Here is a 24686-nt window from a genome sequence, read left to right on the forward strand (position 1 = left end):
GGTAAATTCACCAAGTGTATTTATATGATTATTTAGGGAATTCATAAACGCCCGGTGGGCCGTCGCTGGCGCATGGATGAAACGTATAGCGACAGAGCCATCTTACATCCCCAACGTCAGTTCCCCACTCCGCTGAAGAACTTCCGGCTTCCAGCCGGAAGTTCTTCAGCGACTAAATCCGATTTATGCACCAACGCTAAGTTAATGCGCAAGGTCTGTATATGGCTGTATATCGGTTAGGGCCATCGGTGGGTATGGCAAACCAAGTGCATTGACAGCCTGCCAGATTGCGATATCAGCACCAGTGGTTTTAAGTACTCCCCAATCGGCAAAGAACTCCGTAAGGTTATAATTGGAGACAACCGATGCGCTTAAAATAAAACCTTTTAAGTCAGACGACAAAGAGGAGGTGGCCCTAATGTAGCGGTCCCATGAAGGTAAAAACTGAGGCCCCAATCCCAAACGAAGTTGTTCAAAAATAGACATCGGATCGGGAGCGTTTGTCTCGAAGTCCTTCTGTTCACGTGGACGTGCCAACCATTGTTTCGTGGCGGGCCATCGGGTCGGAAGTTCATATGTATACTCGTTCGGCGTTACACGAGCAACGGCTAAAGAATAGAGGTTTACGCTGATTTCCCCAAACCCTTTGCAGTTATTCACGCGGTTTTGATGATGATGCCCATATTCGTGTAATGTCACCCACCGGTTAGCGGCTAATCCTCCAACAAGAGCTTCAGCATTATAGCCTTCGCCATTTGAGTATGGAATTGAAATATAGCCAGTGGTCGCATGAGGATTAGCATTCGCCGCGCCTTCGACAGCATAAATCAGAAGATTTGATCTAGTATTGATGGACGAGGATCCATCAAGCCCGCTAATCTCGTCCTCCACCTGAAGAACACGCTCGTGCGATGTTACCACTTTTGCAGGGTCTGCTTTCGATAAGTTCTTTAATGCTGTGGTTTTAAAAGCAACAATCACAGCATAGTCACCAACCCATTCAACTTCTGGAGCGGTAGTCCTATGCAACATCTGCTCCCATGAAGCAGAAGATGTAACGCCATGGATATAATAGGCAATAGGTATTGCTCCCGCGCCCAAAATTACTCGGGACGGACTGTCAAATCTTGTATTCAAATTACGTATGTGAATAATACCTCCTAACATATCTTTAATAACGTTTTTTCCCCGCACAAGACGTGTAGCGCGCATAGATTCAGACTGATTAGAAGGATTACCCCTATCAGCCAAGCCTTGCGTACCGACAAGCAAGGTCAGATAGTCAACATTTCCAGAAACCCAAATTTCTATCTCTTGATTTGCAGGAGCGAAATAGCCGGTCGGTTGATAGTCGGCTTTTTGCATCGATAAACTATATTTTTGTTGATCTTGCGCTCCACTCATTTTGGACTGGATCAGCACTGACCGAGAATGTGGGAAGCCCAAGGTTGAATCAACGACCTGAGAAATGATGTCTCCGCTTCGTATTCGAATACGCATGGTATTCGAATTGATACGATAATTTTCTGGTATGCTAGGGTTGCTGAGGTTGCCATATTGATCGGCATCGCCTATTGATGCCCAAACACTATTTGACCATTGAGCCTCCCAACGGGCATTCGGAAGTGTCCCCGCCCCATTAATGCTCACTCTATTATCTGTATTGAGATTTGAAGAGAGGCTGGTTATTGATGGACGTACCGGGTATGTATTCACTGTTTCTGGGAAACCTGTCACACGAATCTTAATGTAGCTCGGATTTATGCAATAATAATTTGGCACTGCAGGATTGTTGAAGATCCCGCTACGGTCGACATTGCCAATTGAGGCCCAAACACCATTTGGCCATTGAGCCTCAATTTGAGCATTCGGGTAGTTTTCGACAACGGCCCACACGGCAATTTGGGTAAATGAAACCGCATCCACCCCCACTTGAGAGAATGGTATTGCTGCGGTTACATGCTGCTTTTCATAAACTAATGCAGTGTCACAGCAAGAGCATCGCGTAGTCGTGCTCAACAAGGTAGCAGGTATATTGTTATCATTTTCATTTTTCATAAGAATAACCCCTATTTATAATTTTATACTACAAATATAATTTTGCTACTATCACGTGGCGTATAATATTAATATCTGACACTGAGCGAAGGGCTCTGTCGCATTAAGAAGAGATCGGGTAACCTACACGCTTTTGCAGAGTGAGTTGCCTGTGTCTTTAATTAAAGTCTGAAGTCCAACGGTACGAAAAATTACTCTAATGAACAACATTTTCCAGAACCGTCAGCCTATTATCTGGGGGAATAAAACCATGCCCTTTGCGGCTGACACATTAATATACTTTAATCAAAATTAAGAAAGTATGTTGCAGAGTAAAATAAATATAGTATTAAACGAAAATTAGTCAAGATTATCACCTTTCATAAAACATAAAATCTTCAATATAATTTATTTTTCTAGAATTTATATCATATCATTAACCTAAAAATATCATTTCAATAAACAAAGTAATTATTGTTACAGTATTAAAGATACTATTTTAATTTCACAAGGATATAATTTTTATTTAATATGTTTTTTTACAATTGCAAACTTAGGTAAATCTGCCAACAATGTTAATATTAACGAGAAAATATTATTATATTATTTATCAAGAAGAGTTGCTTTTATTTTAACAAAAGCTTGATGCAAAGACTATTTTCATAACCTACACTTCAAATACACCCAGCTTTTTAATTATTAATCAGGAGTAAATTTTGAGAAAAATTATATCCATGCTATTTATCTGTATTGGCATGATTAGCGCCCCTGCATTCTCAGCGGAGACAAATAGCGGTGTTGTCAGAGTTGCAGAGATTAAGGCTGATTGGAAAGTCGATACAAATAACCCTTTACTTTATTATTATACATTTAACGGGGTTTTAGCCAGTAATTGTGGAAAACCAGGTTATCTGTGGGCAAAATCAAGCGATGAAAATATTAATAAACTCTTGAATCAGGCTTATACACAGAGTTTAGATATTAAAGTTGGAGTAGAAAGTGGAAGCTGTATTATCACAACAGTTTATATTATCAGACCACGATAAAGAGTAGGATAAGTAAGAAGTAACCTGTCTCTATAATAAAACCCTCTATTCTAAAAAAGAGGGTTTTTAAAGTTAATTTCAATAAGGTTAACGAAAAAGCATTATTATATTATTTATTAAAACAAATATCTTTTATATTGGCAGTAAATTGGTGCAAAGATTATTCGCATAATCTACACTTCAAAACACCAAATTCTTTATTATTATCCAGGAGTTGAACATGAAAAAATTAATATCTATGCTATTTATTTTCATTGGTATGATTAGTGCCCCGGCATTTTCAGCAGAAACGAATAGTGGCGTTGTTAGAGTTGCAGAAATTAAAGCCGATTGGGACAATCCTGCACATTATCTTTATACATTCAGCGGAAGTTTAGTCGGTAATTGTGGAAAACCAGGTTATATTTGGTCAGGCTCAAGCTCTGAAAACATTAATAAACTATTAAGCCAAGCTTATACACAGGGTTTAAATATTAAAGTTGGTATAGAGAATGTCAGTTGTAATATAACTACCGTTTACGTTATTAAACAATAGAAATTAACTATCACATTATTATCAACAGCATAAAGAGTTAAAAAATCCTCCACTTCATAGTAGAGGATTTTTAAATTAGCTTAAACAACCTTTCCTCTGTATAATTATTTCAACACGAAGCCTATTATTCACAATATATTTCAGTGGCGAAACTTGGCGTATTCTCAATGGTGTCATGAACCGGGCAAGTTTTGTTAATAAAATCGACAAAAGCGTGAATTTCTTCTTCGCTATTATCGGCTTTAATATAAAATTTTGTTACTATTTTAGAAAAACCTAATTTCGCTTGTTTATTTCTACCAGTGAAACCATCAGTATCAAGCTCGCCTTCCAGATCAATGTGAATATCAATTAAATTAATTTTATGCAGTTTAGCAAAAGCTTTTGCTACGATACATTTACAAGCCCCCAAGGAACAGAGCAGAGCCTCAACAGGATTCATCCCTTGGTCAGTGCCGCCTAAATGACGCGGTTCATCTAAACAAAAGGAGAAATCTTTTGATGTACATTCAACTTTCAATCCAGCTACAGATTTTGCTGTGGCAGTAAATAGTTCTTTCGCCATGATCCAACTCCTTATAATCAACATTCGTTTTTCTTAAGGTCAAACACTGATTGTTATCATAACTTTTAATTTTTCTTTTTTGTTTTTAAAATGCTTATCTTGCTTTCAACATCACAAATCTTAATCAGGGTAAAACTCAGAAGACAGAATTTGGGAAATACTCCAAATACATACATCAGGAAACACATCCAACCCCGTTTCATTCATTGCTGAGGCAACGGCTTTCGACCAAACAACATCAATCCAATCTGAATCGCTTAATTTCGTCTTTAAACTGGGTGATTCTTTTAAGCCATAAAGAATTTCTTTTCTTTGCGCTTTAATTGTTCTTTCCCAACTTGTTCCTCTATAACTTGGTTGATATTTCCATTTCAGTAAATGAGCAATTAATACTCCCATGCGGCTAGCCAACTCACGCTGCTCACTCTTACCCACGTCTTCGATCTCCTCAGCAATGTTGACTATGTCAATCTCAGAAAATTTACCGGCACGCAATAATGCCGCCTGCTCATTTGCCCAGGCGACTACATCAGTTTCGTAACGTGTATGATTCATAACTGCCCCCACTAATAGGCCTGCCATACAGATAATTCATATGGCAGTTTGTCAGAGAATACATTCTGGGTCAAAAAAGAACTTATCTTCAAAGCAGAATGTTCATCCCACTTTCGGCAGCATCCCACTCACAAGCGCGATCTGAATTGCTATCACTGCAACACCACAGGCAAATATCAGCGCCAATACTGGTTTACCGCCTAATACCCGATACCGGCGTTCATTGTGCTGGCGAGATTTAAATGCCAGCAGGCTGGGTAATACCAGCGCCAAAATGGATAAAGCAACAGCGGCATATCCCAAAGCCATCACAAAACCTTTTGGATAAAACAGAGCAAAAACCAATGGTGGAATGAAAGTCAGCAAACCGGTCTGCATACGTCCTGTTATATTATTTTTGCGTTTAAACAGATCACCCAGAAAATCAAACAGACCAAGTGCAACACCAAGAAATGAGGTAGTGAGCGACAGATTAGCAAACATTTGTACTGAAATTTCCGTTTTCGGTGAAGCAACAACTTCACGAATACTGTGTAATAAGCCATTCAGTCCTGAGTTTTCAGCTAAAATACCAACAAACGTGACGGAATTGATGCTGCCCAGCGTCGCTAATTGCCAGAAAATATAAGCGAGTAGCGGAATAGCGCTACCGATAATAAACACCCAGCGTAATTTACGTATATCTCCACCCATATATTTGACAATGCTGGGAATACTGCCGTGAAAACCAAACGAGGTGAAAATCACAGGAATTGAGGATAACACTAATCCTTGTTGTAATGGCATAGTCAATAAGTTGGTATGCTGAACATGCGGCATCATCAGCCCCAGCATTAATATCAGGAAAATAATTTTTGCACTGAAAAGTACCCGGTTAACCATATCTACTGAACTGGTACCAATGCAAACAATTCCACCGCCAATCACAGTAAACAGTGCAACACCGATTGAAGCAGGCCAGGATAAATCAAACCACTTATTGAGGTTGGTTGTCAGTAATTCCCCTGCACCACTGATATATGCTGATGTCAGCGCATACATCAGAAACATCATACTGAAACCTGCTAATATTTTACCGCCACTGCCAAGATAACGTTGAGCCAGTGTTCCCAACCCCGTATCTGGAGACTCATACTGATAAACTTCAACCATCAATAATGCGGTATAACTCATCAAAACCCACAACCCAACCAGCATGATAAAACTTATACCAAATCCTACACCGGCGGTCGCCAATGGCATCGCCAGCATTCCAGCACCAATCGTAGTCCCGGCTATGATAAAGGTACTTCCAAGAGTACGGTTTTTCATATTTTTTCCCTTCAAATAAACAGCAAATGTTTAATAATAGAAAATCAGGCATCTTTCTTTTTTTCTTCTTCATCAACAACCTGAGTTAGTTTTTTAATAAAAATCTTCTGGAGCCGTTCCCAATACTCGTCAAAATCATCAGTGTTACGCAAACAATGGGTCATGACCGCGGCACGTAACAGATAAAGGCTGTGAACTTTCTCCCATTCTTCCCGGCTGAAACCACAGTTTTCAACATAATGCCAGGGAGTATCACCATATTCTCCATGATCAAGGGAGGTGGAAGAGGTCAGAAAATCATTAGTGTAAGTACGGCCAGAAGCATATGAGCAAAGCTCATACATGCGTTTATTAAGGCGGTTGTGATGCCCAAGATCGTCATTGCCTTGCTCTTTAAAAGTAAAATTGACCATATGGAAATCAGGATGCGGCATGGCATGAATTTCAAAACGACGTTTACCAACAACAAGGGGTTCTGCCATTAAAAGTTTTTTAATCATCCAATTGGCTGCCACAATGCCTGAAGCAATCACTTTGCCATAGCCGCTGATATTCAGTGGAACCAATCGGTGTGCAGCCCAAATTGCGGCGGCGCTAGCCCCGGCTTTTGAACCCTCCATAATAGAAGCGCCGAGCACCACATGCTGGTTAGCGGATTGCGCCTCAACGTCTTCAAACACATAAGCAGCACGGTAGGAAATCAAGTCAACAATACGCTTATCTTTCATACATACCGCACCGGCTGCATATTGAATAAAGCCAACTTTATGCGGGTCTACGGTAATCGAATCAGCCTGACACATTGCCCTGAAACTTTGATAAAGTTCAGGCTTAGGCCAAATAATATCTTCAGGAATAATGTCTAATTCACGATAACGGCAGATAAGTTCATCATATTCCATCAACTCACCCTGCCCGTTAAGAAACATTGCGCTGGCATACCCCGCATAAGCAGCATCAAGATGCAGATAAAATGAGACACCATAACGCTCTTCACACTCTTTGCGTAACGCAATAACTTCATCAACCCGATCAATAGCACCGACCTCAGTGGTTCCAACGACGCTCACCATAGCCAAAATCGGTTGGCCCTGCTCTATCAGGCTGAATGTGATTTCACGCATTTTTTCAACATCAGTACGATAGTTTTCATCTACCGGCAGTGAAACAATATGTTCTTGACCTATTCCCAGCACATCCATCGCTTTCATCCATGAATAATGCTTCGACTGCGGAACCAGAACTTTGCCAAGCATTTCTGGCTTTACCCCGATACCACGGCAAGAAAGTTCACGAACTTCTTCGAAAATACCACGCCGTTTTAATTCATCAGTCAGATCCAGAATATCTGATGACGACATATTCAACAGTTGTTGTTCTGATTTATTCTCGACCAGATCACAAGATTGCGGGTGTTTTGCAATGGCAAGCGGCATGGTTTTTAAATTACGCGCAACCCATAACCCCTCATAGTTGGCAACGGTTCCACCGGATGTGATATGTCCCCAGGCCCGGCGGGTGTCATAGCCAAACATCCGGCACAAATCCAACCCTGCTTCAATTTCCAGCTCAGTTGTTGTCGGAGATGACTCGTGAGCACAGTTGTTCGGGTTGTACATCATCGCCATGACATAGGCGAGATTAGAAACCATTAAAGTATCAGCATTGATATGCCCCATATAACGGGGAGAAAACCAGGGAACAGAGGTGTTTTTCAATTTTGCAGAGAGCTGGTTCAGAATCCCCTCCGTTCTATAAAGGGTTTCTCTGTAATCAGGTTCATAGCGATCTACTGAAGTTACCAAGGCGGGATCTTCCGGATGAAAATCAGAACGCCAGTGCATATGCTCACTTACGGCATATTCCATCATTTCTCTAAAAAAAACCGCATTTTCTGATTTAGGGCCTAAAAACAACGCATCAATGTTTAAGTGCGAAGTAAACTGCTTAGTCATAATCACATACCCTTTTCAAACTAACAAAAACGACTGTCAGCAACAGAGCGATTTCAATTTTCTTTATTTGTTAATGAAATCACTATCATTCTCTGATAAGCAGACAGAACTTTTATGTCACCTGACTTACCAAAAGCTGGTCGTACCTCAGTAATCTAGACATTAAAAAAACCATCAGGTGAAATTGATTAGTCATTAACATATCTATAACCGATCATTTGTTAATAGATATAGTCCATATTTGTTAAAATATTAATAATAATGTTAAATATAAATTCTGATTTTGTGCGCGAGGACAAATAACGGATAAAAACCAATCAGAAAACAGAGGGAAATAATAGCTTATTAGATATTAAGCTTATTAATCATAAGGATTTTTTCTAACATGAAGTTGTTAATAGACAAAATACAGGGCTACAGGTTGAAAATAGCCCTGATTTAAGCAGAAATATTTTCAAGACGATACATTTACCAACATCACTTTGCCGATAGCATCACCGGCTTCCATCATACGATGTGCATCAGCGGCATCTTTCAGATCAAATACTTTACAAATTAATGGGCTGACTTTTCCTGATTTCAGCAGTGGCCAGACATGTTTTTCCAATTCCCTGGCTATCTCTGCTTTTTCCTCCACACTGCGTGAACGTAATGTAGAACCCGTATGAGTCAGACGCTTTTGCATTAAAGGCATCAGATTAAGGTTTTCAGGATTTCCTTTCATCATACCAATCTGAATAATTCGCCCAAACTTAGCAGCGACTTTATAGTTCTTATTGACATAATCACCACCGATTAAATCAACAACCATATCGACGCCGTGATTACCCGTTATTTTCAGTACCCGATCAACAAAATCTTCTTTTCGATAATTAATAACAAAGTCAGCGCCTAAGCTGTGTGCAACTTTAGCCTTCTCATCCGAGCCAACCGTTGTAATCACTTTGGCGCCAAAGGCTTTTGCTAACATAATAGTGACACTCCCTATCCCGGAAGTTCCCCCATGAATCAGCAAACTTTCTCCCTGTTTCAACTTGCCAGCCTGGAAAACATTAGCCCAGACCGTAAAAAAGTTTTCCGGCAATGCCGCCGCCTGCACAAAATCCAATCCATATATAGGTAAAGCAATGGAATCATGTACCAGGCAATATTCAGCATAACCACCGCCGGCAACAAGAGCGCAAACTTTATCGCCAATATTCCAGCGTTCACAACCTTTACCTCTGGCAACAATTTCTCCTGCAATCTCTAAGCCGGGTAATGGGGAAGCATCAGGTGGTGGTGGATAAGAACCCATTCGCTGAAGTATATCAGGCCGGTTAACACCCGCCGCAGCCACTTTAACGAGCAAGTAGCCTTTTTCTAATCGTGGTAATGGCGTTTGAACCAGATGCAATTTTTCCGGGCCGCCAGGCTTAACAATACTGATCGCTAACATATATTGGGGTAATGAATTGATTTGGCTGTGCATACATACCTCTTATTTCTTCTGACGATCCTTTATTATGGGTTTCGTTTAATATGATAAGTGGGATTTGAAGTGCCGTAGGACAAAAAACCCATTAAACCATGACCATAACAGAAAACTGTTACATGACAAATATGTGAACAACTCAGAATAAGTTATTACCAGCATTATTGTCGGTTATCTGTTCGTTTTTTCTCTCGAGTATTAGTAGGAGAGCATGTTCCATAGACTTGATTCAGGCAGTCAAACAGTATTTGTATATCTTCGCTGGTATCCATCGCTCGCGTGGCAACAAAAATAGGGCTAACAGCATCATGATCTAAAATCGGAATATAATTTAAGAGCGGAAACTGAATGGTATTGGCACTTTCAGGAATAATACAAAGCCCTTCACCGGCGGCCACCATCCCTAAAGCCAATTGAATTTCCCGAACTTCATTCATATTTTTAGGTACAAGGCTATGCTCTGAAAAAATATTCAGTACTTGTGTAGAGAAATTCGGCTTTGGAGTGTTTGGGTAAACAAATATATTTTCATCAACAAAATCAGATAAATATACTCCACCAGTGCGTTGAGCTAAAGGATGGCTAGAATGCACCGCAACAACCAATCTCTCCTTACACAATAGAATTCGTCGTACAGCGGGATCGCTAATATGTAATCGCCCAAATCCGACATCAATTCGCCCCCCTTTTAATGCGGGGATCTGTTCAGTAGTACTCAGTTCAACCAATTTAATATGTAAATGGGGTTGTTGCTGTCGATATAAATAAATGGTTCTTGGCAATAATTCATAAAGTAATGATCCAACAAACCCGATAGTCAGGCTTCTTTCTATTAGCCCAATTCGCTTCGTCATGCTTTTGATTTCTTCAGCATTCGATAACAGTTTCACCGCATGTTGATAGAAGAACTGTCCTGCTTGCGTGGTCTGCAAAGGACGACTTCCTCGTTCAAAGAGCTGAACTTCCAATTCTCTCTCAAGATTTTGTATCTGCCGACTAAGTGGCGGCTGGGCAATAAACAGCTTTTCTGCTGCTTTGGTGAAACTTTGTTCTTCCGCAACTGCAACAAAGTAGCGTAAATGTCTGAGCTCCATAGAATTTCCATACCTTTAAGGTATACAAAAATGCAAATTCAGTCTTAGACACAGTTTAGTCATTCTTTTAAGGTATGCGCAAGAGATAAACAACAAAGTTATAGCAACAATGTATAAATCAATAGAAACCATACTTGTGGATATTCCCACCATCCGCCCACATCAACTGTCTGTCACTACCTTGCGTGTCCAAACATTGGTATTAGTCAAAATCACCACCGCTGATGGCATTGTTGGTTGGGGTGAAGCCAGCACCATCGGTGGACTCAATTATGGCGATGAAAGCCCTGAAAGTGTCAAAACCAATATTGATACTTACTTTGCTCCTTTAATCATCTCGATTAAAGATTTAAACATTGCCCAAACTTTAAAGTTGCTCCGTAAAAATATTAACGGCAACCGCTTTGCCAAGTGCGCCATTCAAACAGCCCTTTTAGACATTCAGGCAAAATGTCTCGGTGTACCGTTAAGTGAGATTTTAGGTGGGCGTTTGCATGATAGCTTACCGGTACTCTGGACACTGGCTTCCGGCGATACTAAAAAAGATATCAATGAAGCCCAAAAAATGATCGAACTGAAACGCCACAACACTTTCAAGCTCAAAATCGGTTCGCGTCCTTTGCAACAAGATGTTGACCATGTCATTGCCATTAAAAAGGCGCTGGGTGCCGACATCAGTATCCGTGTCGATGTTAACCGAGCATGGTCAGAACTGGAATGTCTCCACGGCATCCAGCAGTTGCAAGATGCAAGGATCGATCTGATTGAACAACCCTGCGCCATCCAAAATACCGATGCCCTCGCCCGCTTAACGGCGCGTTTTGATGTTGCCATTATGGCAGATGAAGCGTTAACAGGCCCAGATAGTGCCTACCGTTTAGCCAAAGACCATTGCGCCAATGTGTTCGCAGTCAAAATTGAACAATCTGGCGGTCTTATTGAAGCCTGTGACGTCGCCAAAATTGCGTGTTTAGCCGGTATTGATCTCTATGGTGGCACCATGCTCGAGGGCCCTGTCGGCAGTATTGCCTCAGCTCACGCCTTCTCAACATTTGAAAATCTGGCGTTTGGTACCGAGCTATTTGGCCCGTTATTACTGACCGAAGAAATTCTCACAACCCCACTCCGTTATGAAAACTTTGCGTTGCATTTACCGACAATGCCGGGACTGGGGATTGAAATTGATGAAAATAAAATAGAACAGTTACGTCGTTAAGGCGACAAAATAAGGAGTCCACCCATGTTATTTCAAGTACGTATGGATGTACATATCCCACTTGATATGCCTACTGACAAGGCCAATGCAATCAAGGCTGTTGAAAAAGCCTATTCGCAAGAACTGCAACGTCAAGGGAAATGGCGTCATATCTGGCGGATCACCGGCCAGTATTCAAACAGCAGTATTTTTGATGTCGAAAGCAATGAAGAGTTACACAGCATTCTTCAGGAATTACCTCTGTATCCCTACATGAAAGTCGAAGTTATGGCCTTAAACCGCCATCCATCCTCTATTCGAGAGGATGATTCTTAGTATTGAATGTGAAGACAACATTCAAATAATAATTTAGAGAGTAAACAGGGAAATGGCCGTTAATCCAGCAAGTTAATAAACACACAACGACCATTACTTCAAATAAAAACATGCTTAAGGAGTTATAATATGAACCGCCAAGCAATTGATGCTCTTATAAAAAAAATGAATGTAGACACCGCCACTGGACCTGTCGATACGCGTGTTCAACAAGTCGTTATTCGTCTTCTTGAAGACTTATTTCAAGCCATTGAATACTTAGATCTAACACCATCTGAAATCTGGAAAGGTCTTGAATATATTACTGATGCAGGTAAAGCCAATGAGCTTGGGCTGTTAGCGGCAGGTTTAGGTCTGGAACATTATCTCGACTTACGTGCCGATGAAGTGGATGCCAAAGCCGGTATTAGTGGTGGTACACCGCGTACTATCGAAGGGCCTCTTTACGTTTTCGGAGCGCCTGAGTCTGTTGGTTTTGCGCGTATGGATGACGGTACTGAATCAGACAAAATCGATGCCTTAATTATTGAAGGCACTGTGACAGATAACAATGGCAATATCATTGAAAATGCCAAAGTCGAAGTCTGGCATGCCAACAGTTTGGGCAACTACTCATTCTTCGATAAGTCTCAGTCTGACTTTAACCTTCGCCGTACCATTTTGAGTGATGCGGATGGTAAATATGTTGCATTAACGACTATGCCAGTCGGCTATGGCTGCCCGCCAGAAGGAACCACTCAAGCTTTATTAAATAAGCTGGGACGTCATGGCAACCGCCCTTCACACGTGCACTATTTTGTCTCTGCACCGGGTTTCCGTAAGCTCACCACCCAATTCAATATTGAAGGTGACAAATACCTTTGGGATGACTTTGCCTTCGCAACCCGTGATGGCTTGGTTGCAACAGCCGTTGACGTGACAGATGCCACTGAAATCAAACGTTATGGTTTAGACAAGGCGTTCAAACACATCACATTTAATATTGAACTCGTTAAAGAAGTCGCTTCTGCACCGTCAACTGAAGTTGAACGCCGTCGCGCTAGCGCTTAATTCATTACATAAGTATACCGGGATATCAACATTTGCTGTTCCCGGTGATTTCCACACATTTGGAAAATCGGAGAACGGACATGCCAAGTATTCCTATTATTAATACCAGCCACCTTGACCGTATTGACGAATTATTTGTCGATAATATCGACACCGGTGAATTTAAACTTCATCGCTCAGTTTTTACTGACCAAACCTTATTTGACCTCGAGATGAAATATCTCTTTGAAGGCAATTGGGTGTACCTAGCACACGAGAGCCAAATTCCAAATAATAATGATTACTACACCTCCTATATTGGCCATCAACCGATTATTATTGCCCGCAACCGCAATGGTGAACTCAATGCCATGATCAATGCGTGTTCACACCGCGGTGCACAACTTTGCCGTTACAAACGCGGAAATAAAACAACCTATACTTGCCCTTTCCATGGTTGGACATTTAACAACTCTGGAAAATTGCTTAAGGTAAAAGATCCTAGCGAAGCGGGTTACCCAGACTGTTTTAATCAAGATGGCTCTCATGACCTGAAAAAAGTCGCTCGCTTTGAAAGCTATAAAGGTTTCTTATTTGGTAGTTTAAATCCGGATGTCCTTTCACTCGAAGAATTCTTAGGTGAAACCACTAAGATTATCGACATGATTGTGGATCAATCTGAGCATGGTTTAGAAATATTACGTGGTGCATCAACTTATACCTACGAAGGCAACTGGAAACTCACTGCCGAAAATGGGGCCGATGGCTATCACGTTTCTGCTGTTCACTGGAACTATGCAGCAACCACCCAACATCGTAAAGAAGTTCAAGCCGCCGACAATATTCGTGCCATGAGTGCCGGTTCATGGGGCAAACAAGGTGGTGGCTCTTACGGTTTCAAAAATGGTCACATGTTGCTCTGGACCCAATGGGCAAACCCTGAAGACCGACCAAACTTCCCTAAAGCAGATGAATACACCGAGAAATACGGTAAAGCCATGTCGAAATGGATGATTGAGCGTTCACGTAACTTATGCCTCTATCCCAATGTGTACTTTATGGATCAATTCGGTTCGCAAATTCGCGTACTTAGACCTCTTTCTGTCGATAAAACCGAAGTCACTATTTACTGTATTGCCCCTAAAGGCGAAGCGCCAGAAACCCGCGCACGTCGTATTCGACAATATGAAGATTTCTTCAATGTGTCGGGCATGGCAACACCTGACGACTTAGAAGAGTTCCGTGCTTGTCAGGTAGGTTATGCCGGTATTGCGCTTGAATGGAACGACATGTGCCGTGGCTCAAAACACTGGATTTATGGCCCTGATGATGCCGCCAATGAAATTGGTTTAAAACCCATACTCAGTGGCGTCAAAACAGAAGATGAGGGCTTATATCTTGCTCAGCATCAGTACTGGTTACAAGCTATGAAACAAGCCATTGCCACCGAAAAACAACTTGCGTCACAAGGAGAGACGGCATGAGTACTCAAGACAGAGTCACTTTAGAAAACATTGCCCAATTTCTCTACCGTGAAGCCCGTTTTTTAGATGACGAACAATGGGATGACTGGCTAACTTGCTATGCACCAGAAGCGAGTTTTTGGATGCCAGCATGGGATGACGACGATAAATTAACAATAGATCCACAATCTGAAATCTCACTAATTTACTACCCAAATCGTCAAGGTTTAGAAGATAGAGTGTTTCGGATCAAAACTGAACGCTCCTCTGCAACCATGCCAGATACCCGTACTTGTCACAATATTGCCAATATTGAGGTTATTGAACGCAATGGCGATCATATCACTGTGCGTTTCAACTGGAGCACGTTGAGCTTTCGCTATAAGACTAATTATAACCATTTTGGCATGTCGCGTTATGTGATTGATTTTTCGGGTAATGAACCAAAAATCCTCAGCAAATATGTTGTTCTGAAAAACGACTATATCAATCAAATCATTGATATATATCACCTTTAAGACATATCCCCCTTCGGTCAAGCCGGCCCTAGAGGGAGAGTAAAGTTTCAAACATTTTGTAGGATACATGCTATGTCAAATCACAATGTCGCACTTCAATTTGAAGATGGTGTTACGCGTTTTATTAGCGTATCACAAGGCGAAACCCTTTCTGATGCAGCCTATCGTCAAAAAATAAATATTCCTTTGGACTGCCGTGATGGTGCATGTGGAACTTGCCGTGCATTTTGTGAATCGGGCAATTATGACATGCCAGAAGAACTTTACATCGAAGACGCTTTAACGCCAGAGGAAGCAAAACAAGGCTATATTCTCGCCTGCCAATGTCGTCCTACTTCAGATGCGGTGTTCCAGATCCAGGCATCATCCGATGCCTGTAAAACAGAAATTCATTCCTTTCAAGGGACGTTGGCTCGCGTTGAAAATTTATCAGACTCTACCATCATTTTTGATATTCAGCTTGATGAAAGCCAACCCGATATTCACTTTTTGGCAGGCCAATATGTCAATGTTGGCATTCCGAACACCAGTGAAACACGTTCATATTCATTTAGTTCAAAACCTGGAAATAGCTTAACCCGCTTTGTGGTGCGTAACGTCCCTAACGGTAAAATGAGCCATTTTTTAAGTCAAAATGCTCAACCCGGCGACAAAATGACCTTCACGGGGCCATTCGGTAATTTCTATTTGCGTAATATCACTCGCCCTGTCCTCATGCTAGCCGGCGGTACGGGTATCGCGCCATTTATGTCAATGTTACAAGTACTTGAAGAAAAAGGCTCCGAGCAGCCAGTACGCCTCGTCTTTGGCGTCACCAATGATTTTGATTTGGTTGCTTTAGAAGAATTAAATGAATTGCAAGCCAAATTCCCGTGGTTTGAATACCGTACTGTGGTCGCCAACCCTGAAAGTAACCATGAACGTAAAAGTTATGTTACCGCGCATATTGAATCTGAGTGGCTCAACAACGGTGATGTAGATATTTATTTGTGCGGCCCGGTTCCTATGGTTGAAGCCGTACGTGGTTGGCTAGACAAAGAAAATATCAAACCCGTTAACTTCTTATTTGAGCGATTTTCATCCAATTAATTCCTATTGTGTGAGTGAACTATACATGTCAAACCTTCAAAGATTTAGCAAGAAAGTTGTTATTGTTACAGGCAGTGCTCAAGGAATTGGCCGAGGCGTCGCGTTACAAATGGCCGCTGAAGGCGCACAACTTGTTATGGCGGATCGCTCTGAATACGTTGAAGACGTTCTCGCTGAGATCAAAGCCTCTGGTGGCGATGCTATCACCATCAGAGCAGATCTTGAAACCTATGCCGGCGCACAAGCTGTTGTGGCTAAAGCCCTTGAATACTATGGCCGAGTTGATGTCCTGATTAACAATGTCGGCGGTGCCATCTGGATGAAGCCTTTTGAAGAGTTCTCTGAAGAAGAAATAATCAAGGAAGTTAACCGTTCACTCTTTCCAACCTTATGGTGTTGCCGTGCGGTGCTACCTCAAATGATTAAGCAGCAATTCGGCGCCATTGTGAATGTCTCTTCCATTGCAACCTGTGGTATCAACCGTATTCCCTATTCCGCTTCTAAAGGTGGAGTCAATGCCATGACTACATCCCTCGCTTTTGAACATGCTAAAGATGGTATTCGCGTGAATGCCATCGCAACGGGTGGCACAGAAGCGCCACCGCGAAAAGTTCCGCGTAATGCCAATCTGCTAAGTCAAAGTGAGCAAGCTTGGATGCAGAAGGTGGTAGACCAAACAATCGATAGAACCTTTATGGGCCGCTACGGCACCATCGAGGAACAAGTCAAAGCAATCGTATTTTTAGCTTCGGATGAAGCTTCATATATCACAGGTAGTGTGATCCCTGTTGGCGGTGGCGATCAGGGCTAAACCGCGATTTATGTTTGTAGGATAAATTATGATCGATAAAACAACTGCTTCCCTTACCGAAGCCTTGTCTCAAATAAAAGATGGTTCGACCGTCATGATTGGTGGTTTTGGTACAGCCGGACAACCTACTGAACTGATTGATGGACTCATTGAACTGGGTATCAAAGACCTCATCATTGTCAATAATAATGCCGGCAATGGCGACTATGGTCTGGCGAAACTCCTGAAGACTGGTGCAGTTAAAAAAATTATCTGCTCTTTCCCTCGCCAGCCTGATTCTTGGGTGTTTGATGAGTTATATCACGCGGGCAAAATCGAGCTAGAACTAGTACCACAAGGCAATCTTGCATGCCGTATTCAAGCTGCGGGGATCGGGCTAGGTGCGGTGTTTACACCAACTGGTTTTGGCACATTGCTCGCTGAAGGTAAAGAAACCCGCCATATCAATGGCAAAGACTATGTTCTTGAATATCCGATTAAAGCCAACTTTGCCTTGATCAAGGCCTACCAAGGAGATCGCTGGGGTAATTTAATCTACCGTAAATCTGCCCGTAACTTTGGGCCGATCATGGCGATGGCAGCCGATGTCACCATTGCACAGGTCTATGAAGTGGTGCCGCTGGGGAAATTAGATCCTGAGCACATCATTACCCCAGGTATTTTTGTCCAACACATTGTACAAGTACAGCCCGCACAGTAAGGCAATAAGGAGAAAATTATGAGCTATCAAAAACTTAACCGAGACCAAATTGCCCAGCGTGTGGCACAGGACATTCCCGATGGCGCTTATGTCAACCTAGGCATTGGCTTGCCAACCAAAATCGCCAGTTATTTACCCTCTGACAAAGATGTCTTTCTCCATTCAGAAAATGGACTACTGGCATTTGGACCTCCACCCGCTAAAGGTGAAGAAGATCCTGAACTCATTAATGCCGGAAAAGAGTTTGTCACCATGCTAGAAGGCGGTAGTTTTTTCCATCATAGCGACTCGTTTGCCATGATGCGTGGGGGTCACTTAGACATTTGTGTTTTAGGTGCCTTTCAGGTTGCCGCTAATGGTGATTTAGCCAACTGGCATACCGGTGCAGCGGATTCTATTCCTGCTGTAGGTGGTGCAATGGATTTGGCCGTTGGCGCAAAGAAAGTCTTTGTGACGACAGATCATGTCACCAAACAGGGTGAGCCGAAAATCGTCGCTGAACTGACTTATCCAGTGACGGGTAAGCACTGTGTAGACCGTATTTATACCGATCTGTGTGTGATTGATGTGACAACTGAAGGTCTGAAAGTGATTGAGAAAGTCGACGGTTTGTCATTTGATACGTTGCAAGGCTTTACGGGTGCAGCGCTTATTGATGCAACACAGGGATAATATTAAAAAGGAAAACACAAATGAAAAACGCATATATTATTGATGCTATCCGTACCCCGTTTGGTCGTTATGCAGGCGGGCTTGCACCAATGCGCACTGATGATTTAGGTGCAGTACCAATCAAAGCATTAATGCAACGAAACCCAAACGTTGTATGGGAACAAGTCGATGATGTGATCTATGGCTGTGCCAACCAAGCTGGCGAAGACAACCGCAATGTTGGGCGTATGTCTGCGCTGTTAGCTGGCTTACCTTATCAAGTCCCTGCCACCACCGTTAATCGTTTATGTGGCTCATCCTTAGATGCTATTGCCATCGCTGCTCGTGCCATTAAGGCTGGTGAAGCTAACCTAATTATTGCAGGTGGTGTAGAAAGTATGAGCCGTGCACCGTATGTCATGGGAAAATCTGACAGTGCTTTCGGTCGTAACCAGAAAATTGAAGACACCACGATGGGTTGGCGTTTTATCAATCCGAAACTCAAAGAGCTGTATGGTGTAGACACCATGCCACAGACCGCCGAGAACGTTGCAGAGCAATTTAACGTAAGCCGTGCAGATCAAGATCAGTTTGCCTTAGCGAGCCAACAACGCACCGCAAATGCGCAAGCTAAAGGCTTTTTTAACCAAGAAATCGTGCCGATTGAAATTATGCAGCGTAAAGGGGATCCCCTAGTTATTGATACCGATGAACACCCACGCACATCAACCACACTTGAAGCGCTAGCTAAACTGAAACCCGTCGTCAAAGCCGATGGTAGTGTCACCGCAGGGAACGCTTCAGGCATTAACGATGGCGCAGCCGCTATGTTGATTGCATCGGATGAAGCCATTCAAGCCTATAATCTAAAACCACGCGCCAAAATCATCGCGTCGACGGCGGTGGGTATCGAGCCACGTATTATGGGGTGTGGTATTTCCATGGGAGGGTTAACGGGTCAATGGCTTGCCATTCATTACCCTGAGCGCTTTAGTCAGGTGATAGTCGCCAATACCGCCGCTAAAATCGGTCAAGAACAGGTATGGCTCGACCGCGCTAACTCAGTCCGTGAACAAGGTTTACAGCCCATCGCAGCAACAGCAGCATCGCGATGGTTTACAGAATCCTTTATCCAGAGTCATCCTTCGATTGTCAGTAACCTAAGCAACGACTTAAGTGCGGGCAGCGCAATGGGTTATGCCAATTGTTGCGAGGCTTTGGCTAAAGCGGATGTCCGTGAGCAGTTAAAGGACATCACCATTCCGGTGTTAGTCATTGCCGGAACGCAAGATCCGGTGACCACGGTAGCAGATGGTCAATTTATGCAGCAGCATATTCCACAAGCTCGGCTTGTAGAAATTAATGCATCGCATATTTCAAATATTGAACAGCCGGATATTTTTAACCAAATAGTAATTAGTTTTATTCAGCAACACAAATAAAGCAAGTATTTATCTCTGATTGAGTTATACTTTAATTGTTTTAGAAATTTACTTTTAAATAACTGGGTATTACAGCCGTACATTATTTTATAAACAAATAATATACTTACGATGAAAGCAACACCCATCACTGGCAGGTGCATGTAAAAGAAATCGGTGACAAAACTTCCACATTTTACAACTTCATGTATGCTGGATTCTTAAAATCGAAAAATGCCATTGAGGTGCGAATGGAGACAATAGCCGAAGGATCCAATAACCGGGTAATAAAACTGACAAGTGGGTTTGACCAATCTGAACTTATCAAAGCACGCGTCACCAACCTTGCTGATCATTTTATTGATGTACTTAGAAGAAAAGATCCGGATAGTATTCCTCTATTATTAACTCTGCCTGACGATGAGTTTTGGGCGGAAATCAAAGGACGTGCCAACTATATTGAAATAGTGGAAACGGCCACTCTGGAAAAGAAAAAACATGAGGAGTTTATCGAGAGCAGAAACGCTTTTCTTGCCTGTCTTGGAGAATTCGGAGGAGTCTACAAGTCCAGTAAAGTTGCTGACATATTAGGAGTGACCCGCCCCACAGTAAATAAGTATGGTGAGAATCATAAACTCATTGTATTAAACTGGGGAGTTGAAAATTTATATCCTGTTTTCCAGTTTTCGGTAAATAAAAAAACCAGCGATAAAGGATACTTAAAAGGCGTTCCAGAAATATTGGCTAATATAGGAAAAATAAGTGACGTCAGGAAATGCCATTTTTTCATCCATAAAATCAATACATTTGATCTTGATATGAGTATAAACGAATCCACAACAGTACTGGATATCCTCAGAAATGGCGCCTCCAATAGTGAAATTGCTCAATTGGTAAGACTGGCGCAGATCTTCGGCTCTTCTGACACAAAAGCCTGAGCAAGTGTTATTTACGCTATGGTGTGAAATCTGAGCCAATAAACGGTCACAACACGACTGTTTGCCCACCATCGACAAGTAGCGACACCCCCGTCACGAACGACGCAAGATCCGAGCCTAACCACACCACCGCATTCCCAACCTCTTCCGGCTCACCCAGCCGCCGGAGTGGCATCCGTTCACGCAACACATCAAACGTTTTGGCAACTTCAGGCGAAGAAAGAGGAAGCGCTGTATTGATCAACCCTGGGCATACCGCATTGACGCGAATACCCGATGGTCCAAAGGCATCAGCCAACGCAGCGACCATCATATTTACGCCCGCTTTGCTGGTGGAATAAGCCGTCGTGAGTTGACCCGTCCTAATGGATCCCATACTCGACGTTGCCACGATACTCCCACGTTTGCCCAGTTTCATCATCTGTTCAGCTGCCGCCTGTGCACCGAATAGAACGCCATCAAGATTGACAGTAAGCAACTTGTGAAAATCGTCCGAACTAATTTGTGGGCCATCAGTAGCTAACGCGATTCCGGCGTTGCAAGCCATCAGATCAACACCACCGAACGGCGTAGAAACATCAACCAACGAGTCCATATCACTTCGCGAGGTGACATCACACCGATGAAATATCACTTCCACCCCCATCGAACGAAGGCGCTGGGCCACCGGTGTACCTCCTTCACGAGGTTGATCTGTGATGTCACCGATGATCACGGTCGCTGCGCCATGACGGGCAGCCGCCAAAGCAATACCCGCTCCGATACCACTTGCCCCGCCAGTGACAATCACAACCTTACCTTCCAGCATACGGTCCATGACATTCCTCATTATGTTGTTGTGTTACCAAGATACGGTGTGATATCAACCGTTGTTTTATGGTAACAAAGCTACCTCTTATGAGATTGTTCCGGCAATGATTGGAAGAGGTGTTTCGGTGAGATAATTTTGGTTTTATAAGTTATGTCTCACTTTTCTTGAGCAGTCTTTCGCGTTGAGCTTCACGCATTATCCAATGAGCTGAACGATGTCCTACTTCTGCCAAATACTGGATCCGGCTTTTCAAGTTATCGTTAAGTTTTACTGAGGTTGCTATTTTTTCCACCTTAATATTAAAAGGTAATACCTTTAATTACTATATCATGACATCTCCGCGTTGCTATTAATTCACATTGAACATCATGACTTAATTGACACCCATTAATCCGTTCGATAAATAATAAAAACTTCCATGTCTATTCTAACGTTGATAATACAGTGATTTTCTTATGTTAGAGTCCTTGTAATTCATTATGCTCGATTCAACATAGGCTATGATTTATTGTAAATAACATATTTATTGCTATTAAATATCACTTCAATTTCAATCAAATCTCCTGGAATAAATTTATGGGAAACTTTCACGTGCAAGCCATCTTCATCTACATTTGCACTGCAATAAAATGATTTCCCCTCTTTTATTTCCGCAAGATATTTACCATTCTTTTTAATTACATATTGATAAGGTGTATACCAGTCACGATCAAGCGTGAACTCAAATTCACTTTCGCTTAATAACGCCCTATTTACGCTCTTCATAAGATAAGCCAATTCAGGAATATATTCCCTGTATGGCATATCTATTGTAATTAAATTTTTATCATCATTTTCCCATATGTTTTTCTCTAACGGAGGGAGGGTCTTTAATATTTCTAATGTCTTCTCATTAGATGTAATTCCCCATTTATCAAAAAACTTTGACAGATTGATATTAGTCAATTGAGATGATGAAATTATAAATTGCTGTTTCTTATCATTATTATTGATAGGAATTGACTCCATCATTCTATATACCTGGTGGAGCTGAGGGTAAAACCCATTACCAAATGCCAATCTTAACTGCCATAACATTCCCAGCTTTATATTAATATCTTGAATGTCGAAAACTCTTCTTTCAGTTGCTAAATATGCTTTGATTTTAGGATAATATTTATCCAACTGATTTGCTCTACCATAAATTCCTTCTTGGGAGGCTAAAGAATACAAATTTACTGTCACCTCCATCATTCCTGTTCCACCACTCCAGGTATATGGGGATTGCTGTCTTTGATGCCCACTTTCATGCCAAACTCCCCAACCATTATTGGTAGTTAATAATCGTTGAAGAGCAGCATCTCCGCTAAACCCCATATGCCCACTCGTCGAGAACATATAAAAGCGGTTCGCTTCTACATATAATAATTTATTTGGATCTACTTTATAATCTGCTTTTCCATTTTCTAATATTCCCGATATATCGTCCTGAAAACGAATAAAATCATCATAGTATTTCATTAATGCACTTGGATCCGTCAGATATTTCTTGGCACTATTATATTTTACAACAATTATTGTCCTTTCACTACTAAGTTGAACAATAGGTGCATCAGAATATAAATCCATTATATTCGTCCACTCTGTATTATTATTTTCATTCAACTTAAATGTCGGAATCTTCTTTAACTCTGATTGAACGGTAACCTTGACATAACCATTATTATTATTGTTGGTGAAACTGAGTAAACCTTCACTTTTTGATATAAATTTATTGAGTCCGTTATTTAGTAAGTGTTTTTTAGGTTTATTAAGTTCAGGGACACCAATCACTGCATTTACGGCACCATGTGTTTCTCCTTCAATATTTATAATCACCTGCTGGCCGGGAATAACATAGAGCCCTGTTGGTTGTAATTCACTGTGTGCAATAGATCTTCGTTGTGATTTTTTATATTCATCAGCAAAACCCTGACCGTGTAAAATCATCTCTTTATTGTTTTTTATCATTTTGTTTTTACCTTCTGATTGAAGATGAAATATGTTTCATGGAATATAAACCAACTTCACTATGAAGTAATAATTTATTTTTTCATAATAACATTGCGGATGATTTTTATAGCTTCCATAAAAACAACATCATTTATCAAAAAATGAGTCTGACTTATACGAATACATATTTCACGAAGATTCACACATGCCATATTGATGACAAGCGTTAATAGGATATTAAATAGAATGGATTTGCCAACTACTGAATTGTTGCTGGCAAGAGTGACATGTTTGAAAATAATAAAAATGGGAATTGATTATTCCAAATCCCTTTTCAATATGTTCAAACGGATTTAAGTGGGAGGAACAATCGGTGGCTTCCTGAACTGAGCAGCGAGAAGCCGAATTGTTCATAGAAACGCTGCGCTTGCTCGTCTATAGCATCGACTACCATGGCATAGATTGCGATTTCCTCGCTGATAGCCAATATTCGCTTGATAGCATCAGCCAGTAACATGCTACCCACACCACGCCCCTGAGCCGCCTGATTTACAGCCAACCTGCCAAGTAACGCTGCCGGCACAGGATGCCTGGGCAATTTACGGGAAAGATGCTGCGGCAGGTCACTTAACTCAATCGCCAAGGTGGAGAGTGTGTAGTAACCCACAATAGTATTTGGATGTTTTGCCACCGTCGCCACGAACACCCGGCTGATGCGGCGCGTCACATCCTGACGCGCCTGCTTTCGAATGTATTCGTCCAATGAAGCAACTCTGCAACAGAAACCCGCTCTGTCGTGGCTACTGCCTAGCGGTTCTATAATCAGTTTTGAATAATCGATCATTTGTGGCTGACACGCTGATTATGTTCAGCCAATGCGGCTGCCAGTTTGTTGTTGAAGTGGATCGGCTTGACCAGCGCATTAAAGAATGTTTCAGAGTCTTGATTGTTCAAGTTCATGACTTCATGCTCATGAATGGTTTTTTCTGCATGTGCCAATGCACAGGTCAAGATGAAATTGCTGACCGTCTTACCTTCGAAGCTTGCGGCACGTTCCAGCGCCTTTTTAGCACCGGGCTTGAGCCGAAGGTTAATCCGGTCCTGTTTAATATCTATCACTGTATTCATGGTAAATGCCCTCTGTGGATATAAATGACATCCTTAATGTACGTCAAAATGGT

25 protein-coding genes are annotated in these 24686 nt (G+C 41.8%); 13 read left to right on the forward strand and 12 right to left on the reverse strand.

Annotation, left to right across the window (positions count from 1 at the left end; translation table 11 throughout):
- Positions 1-201 precede the first annotated feature (201 nt).
- Entirely contained in the window at positions 202-2058 is a 1857-nt protein-coding gene (locus LGZ99_RS04415; RefSeq protein WP_081858264.1) for a M60 family metallopeptidase, read from the reverse strand.
- Between the two features lie 695 nt (positions 2059-2753).
- Between LGZ99_RS04415 and LGZ99_RS04420 the strand changes: the two genes are divergently transcribed.
- Positions 2754-3083 (forward strand): hypothetical protein, encoded by a 330-nt coding sequence (locus LGZ99_RS04420; protein ID WP_036837249.1) that lies wholly within the window; start codon positions 2754-2756, stop codon positions 3081-3083.
- Positions 3084-3303: 220 nt separating this feature from the next.
- Positions 3304-3618, forward strand: coding sequence for a hypothetical protein (locus tag LGZ99_RS04425; RefSeq protein WP_021323700.1), 315 nt, complete (start codon positions 3304-3306; stop codon positions 3616-3618).
- Between the two features lie 124 nt (positions 3619-3742).
- On the opposite strand, the gene LGZ99_RS04430 is transcribed toward LGZ99_RS04425, so the two are convergent.
- The 6 genes from LGZ99_RS04430 to LGZ99_RS04455 all read right to left on the reverse strand — a co-directional run bounded on the left by LGZ99_RS04430 (position 3743) and on the right by LGZ99_RS04455 (position 10572).
- Positions 3743-4183: an OsmC family protein gene (locus LGZ99_RS04430; RefSeq protein WP_023045747.1), complete on the reverse strand. Its 441-nt coding sequence runs from the start codon at positions 4181-4183 to the stop codon at positions 3743-3745.
- A gap of 120 nt (positions 4184-4303) precedes the next feature.
- A complete protein-coding gene (locus LGZ99_RS04435; protein ID WP_036837260.1) occupies positions 4304-4738 on the reverse strand; it encodes a DUF29 domain-containing protein in 435 nt (144 codons plus the stop codon).
- 102 nt (positions 4739-4840) lie between these two features.
- Positions 4841-6049, reverse strand: a complete 1209-nt coding sequence (gene tyrP / locus LGZ99_RS04440; RefSeq protein ID WP_036837247.1) for a tyrosine transporter TyrP — start codon at positions 6047-6049, stop codon at positions 4841-4843.
- Positions 6050-6093: 44 nt separating this feature from the next.
- Positions 6094-8004 carry a pyridoxal phosphate-dependent decarboxylase family protein gene (locus tag LGZ99_RS04445; protein ID WP_262978888.1) on the reverse strand — a complete coding sequence of 637 codons (1911 nt, stop codon included), beginning with the start codon at positions 8002-8004 and terminating at the stop codon, positions 6094-6096.
- Positions 8005-8458: 454 nt separating this feature from the next.
- On the reverse strand, positions 8459-9475 hold the full coding sequence (locus LGZ99_RS04450) for an NAD(P)H-quinone oxidoreductase (RefSeq protein ID WP_262978889.1): 1017 nt from the start codon (positions 9473-9475) through the stop codon (positions 8459-8461).
- A 164-nt stretch (positions 9476-9639) separates the two neighbouring features.
- The gene (locus LGZ99_RS04455) at positions 9640-10572 is read right to left on the reverse strand and encodes a LysR family transcriptional regulator (RefSeq protein ID WP_021323706.1); all 933 of its coding nucleotides are present in this window, start codon (positions 10570-10572) and stop codon (positions 9640-9642) included.
- Positions 10573-10681: 109 nt separating this feature from the next.
- On the opposite strand from LGZ99_RS04455, the gene LGZ99_RS04460 reads away from it, so the two are divergent.
- The 11 genes from LGZ99_RS04460 (at position 10682) to LGZ99_RS04515 (ending at position 20723) form a co-directional block, all read left to right on the forward strand.
- A complete protein-coding gene (locus LGZ99_RS04460; RefSeq protein ID WP_023045751.1) occupies positions 10682-11788 on the forward strand; it encodes a muconate/chloromuconate family cycloisomerase in 1107 nt (368 codons plus the stop codon).
- 24 nt (positions 11789-11812) lie between these two features.
- Positions 11813-12103, forward strand: a complete 291-nt coding sequence (gene catC, locus LGZ99_RS04465) for a muconolactone Delta-isomerase (protein ID WP_023045752.1) — start codon at positions 11813-11815, stop codon at positions 12101-12103.
- Between the two features lie 129 nt (positions 12104-12232).
- Positions 12233-13153 (forward strand): catechol 1,2-dioxygenase, encoded by a 921-nt coding sequence (gene catA, locus LGZ99_RS04470; RefSeq protein WP_036837243.1) that lies wholly within the window; start codon positions 12233-12235, stop codon positions 13151-13153.
- A gap of 80 nt (positions 13154-13233) precedes the next feature.
- Positions 13234-14616: a benzoate 1,2-dioxygenase large subunit gene (gene benA / locus LGZ99_RS04475; protein WP_021323709.1), complete on the forward strand. Its 1383-nt coding sequence runs from the start codon at positions 13234-13236 to the stop codon at positions 14614-14616.
- Complete coding sequence (benB, locus tag LGZ99_RS04480) at positions 14613-15113, forward strand: benzoate 1,2-dioxygenase small subunit (RefSeq protein ID WP_036837242.1); 501 nt, start codon at positions 14613-14615, stop codon at positions 15111-15113. Before benA ends, benB begins: the two co-directional genes overlap by 4 nt.
- 72 nt (positions 15114-15185) lie before the next feature.
- Positions 15186-16202, forward strand: coding sequence for a benzoate 1,2-dioxygenase electron transfer component BenC (benC, locus tag LGZ99_RS04485; RefSeq protein WP_023045753.1), 1017 nt, complete (start codon positions 15186-15188; stop codon positions 16200-16202).
- Between the two features lie 25 nt (positions 16203-16227).
- Complete coding sequence (gene benD / locus LGZ99_RS04490; protein ID WP_262978890.1) at positions 16228-17013, forward strand: benzoate diol dehydrogenase BenD; 786 nt, start codon at positions 16228-16230, stop codon at positions 17011-17013.
- 28 nt (positions 17014-17041) lie between these two features.
- A complete protein-coding gene (locus tag LGZ99_RS04495) occupies positions 17042-17713 on the forward strand; it encodes a 3-oxoacid CoA-transferase subunit A (protein ID WP_262978891.1) in 672 nt (223 codons plus the stop codon).
- 18 nt (positions 17714-17731) lie between these two features.
- Entirely contained in the window at positions 17732-18385 is a 654-nt protein-coding gene (locus tag LGZ99_RS04500) for a 3-oxoacid CoA-transferase subunit B (protein WP_036837237.1), read from the forward strand.
- A 20-nt stretch (positions 18386-18405) separates the two neighbouring features.
- Positions 18406-19806: an acetyl-CoA C-acyltransferase gene (locus LGZ99_RS24655; protein ID WP_315903461.1), complete on the forward strand. Its 1401-nt coding sequence runs from the start codon at positions 18406-18408 to the stop codon at positions 19804-19806.
- 230 nt (positions 19807-20036) lie between these two features.
- Entirely contained in the window at positions 20037-20723 is a 687-nt protein-coding gene (locus LGZ99_RS04515) for a hypothetical protein (RefSeq protein ID WP_262978892.1), read from the forward strand.
- A gap of 46 nt (positions 20724-20769) precedes the next feature.
- Here LGZ99_RS04515 and LGZ99_RS04520 read toward each other — a convergent pair whose 3' ends face one another.
- The 5 genes from LGZ99_RS04520 to LGZ99_RS04540 all read right to left on the reverse strand — a co-directional run bounded on the left by LGZ99_RS04520 (position 20770) and on the right by LGZ99_RS04540 (position 24633).
- On the reverse strand, positions 20770-21540 hold the full coding sequence (locus LGZ99_RS04520; RefSeq protein ID WP_021323719.1) for a glucose 1-dehydrogenase: 771 nt from the start codon (positions 21538-21540) through the stop codon (positions 20770-20772).
- Between the two features lie 142 nt (positions 21541-21682).
- Positions 21683-21826, reverse strand: a complete 144-nt coding sequence (locus LGZ99_RS04525; RefSeq protein WP_235184649.1) for a CopG family ribbon-helix-helix protein — start codon at positions 21824-21826, stop codon at positions 21683-21685.
- A 206-nt stretch (positions 21827-22032) separates the two neighbouring features.
- Complete coding sequence (locus LGZ99_RS04530; protein ID WP_051769162.1) at positions 22033-23523, reverse strand: M60 family metallopeptidase; 1491 nt, start codon at positions 23521-23523, stop codon at positions 22033-22035.
- Positions 23524-23848: 325 nt separating this feature from the next.
- On the reverse strand, positions 23849-24349 hold the full coding sequence (locus LGZ99_RS04535) for a GNAT family N-acetyltransferase (RefSeq protein ID WP_036837231.1): 501 nt from the start codon (positions 24347-24349) through the stop codon (positions 23849-23851).
- Positions 24346-24633, reverse strand: a complete 288-nt coding sequence (locus LGZ99_RS04540; protein WP_036837230.1) for a type II toxin-antitoxin system TacA family antitoxin — start codon at positions 24631-24633, stop codon at positions 24346-24348. Before LGZ99_RS04540 ends, LGZ99_RS04535 begins: the two co-directional genes overlap by 4 nt.
- Positions 24634-24686 lie beyond the last annotated feature (53 nt).

The organism is Photorhabdus temperata (assembly GCF_025384845.1).
Classification (GTDB): domain Bacteria; phylum Pseudomonadota; class Gammaproteobacteria; order Enterobacterales; family Enterobacteriaceae; genus Photorhabdus; species Photorhabdus temperata.

Bases quoted from the DNA above. Each gene is read 5' to 3' on its own strand.
- LGZ99_RS04415 (WP_081858264.1), bottom strand. From the start codon at position 2,058: ATGAAAAATGAAAATGATAACAATATACCTGCTACCTTGTTGAGCACG.
- LGZ99_RS04425 (WP_021323700.1), top strand. From the start codon at position 3,304: ATGAAAAAATTAATATCTATGCTATTTATTTTCATTGGTATGATTAGT.
- LGZ99_RS04430 (WP_023045747.1), bottom strand. From the start codon at position 4,183: ATGGCGAAAGAACTATTTACTGCCACAGCAAAATCTGTAGCTGGATTG.
- LGZ99_RS04435 (WP_036837260.1), bottom strand. From the start codon at position 4,738: ATGAATCATACACGTTACGAAACTGATGTAGTCGCCTGGGCAAATGAG.
- tyrP (WP_036837247.1), bottom strand. From the start codon at position 6,049: ATGAAAAACCGTACTCTTGGAAGTACCTTTATCATAGCCGGGACTACG.
- LGZ99_RS04445 (WP_262978888.1), bottom strand. From the start codon at position 8,004: ATGACTAAGCAGTTTACTTCGCACTTAAACATTGATGCGTTGTTTTTA.
- LGZ99_RS04450 (WP_262978889.1), bottom strand. From the start codon at position 9,475: ATGCACAGCCAAATCAATTCATTACCCCAATATATGTTAGCGATCAGT.
- LGZ99_RS04455 (WP_021323706.1), bottom strand. From the start codon at position 10,572: ATGGAGCTCAGACATTTACGCTACTTTGTTGCAGTTGCGGAAGAACAA.
- LGZ99_RS04460 (WP_023045751.1), top strand. From the start codon at position 10,682: ATGTATAAATCAATAGAAACCATACTTGTGGATATTCCCACCATCCGC.
- catC (WP_023045752.1), top strand. From the start codon at position 11,813: ATGTTATTTCAAGTACGTATGGATGTACATATCCCACTTGATATGCCT.
- catA (WP_036837243.1), top strand. From the start codon at position 12,233: ATGAACCGCCAAGCAATTGATGCTCTTATAAAAAAAATGAATGTAGAC.
- benA (WP_021323709.1), top strand. From the start codon at position 13,234: ATGCCAAGTATTCCTATTATTAATACCAGCCACCTTGACCGTATTGAC.
- benB (WP_036837242.1), top strand. From the start codon at position 14,613: ATGAGTACTCAAGACAGAGTCACTTTAGAAAACATTGCCCAATTTCTC.
- benC (WP_023045753.1), top strand. From the start codon at position 15,186: ATGTCAAATCACAATGTCGCACTTCAATTTGAAGATGGTGTTACGCGT.
- benD (WP_262978890.1), top strand. From the start codon at position 16,228: ATGTCAAACCTTCAAAGATTTAGCAAGAAAGTTGTTATTGTTACAGGC.
- LGZ99_RS04495 (WP_262978891.1), top strand. From the start codon at position 17,042: ATGATCGATAAAACAACTGCTTCCCTTACCGAAGCCTTGTCTCAAATA.
- LGZ99_RS04500 (WP_036837237.1), top strand. From the start codon at position 17,732: ATGAGCTATCAAAAACTTAACCGAGACCAAATTGCCCAGCGTGTGGCA.
- LGZ99_RS24655 (WP_315903461.1), top strand. From the start codon at position 18,406: ATGAAAAACGCATATATTATTGATGCTATCCGTACCCCGTTTGGTCGT.
- LGZ99_RS04515 (WP_262978892.1), top strand. From the start codon at position 20,037: ATGGAGACAATAGCCGAAGGATCCAATAACCGGGTAATAAAACTGACA.
- LGZ99_RS04520 (WP_021323719.1), bottom strand. From the start codon at position 21,540: ATGGACCGTATGCTGGAAGGTAAGGTTGTGATTGTCACTGGCGGGGCA.
- LGZ99_RS04530 (WP_051769162.1), bottom strand. From the start codon at position 23,523: ATGATAAAAAACAATAAAGAGATGATTTTACACGGTCAGGGTTTTGCT.
- LGZ99_RS04535 (WP_036837231.1), bottom strand. From the start codon at position 24,349: ATGATCGATTATTCAAAACTGATTATAGAACCGCTAGGCAGTAGCCAC.
- LGZ99_RS04540 (WP_036837230.1), bottom strand. From the start codon at position 24,633: ATGAATACAGTGATAGATATTAAACAGGACCGGATTAACCTTCGGCTC.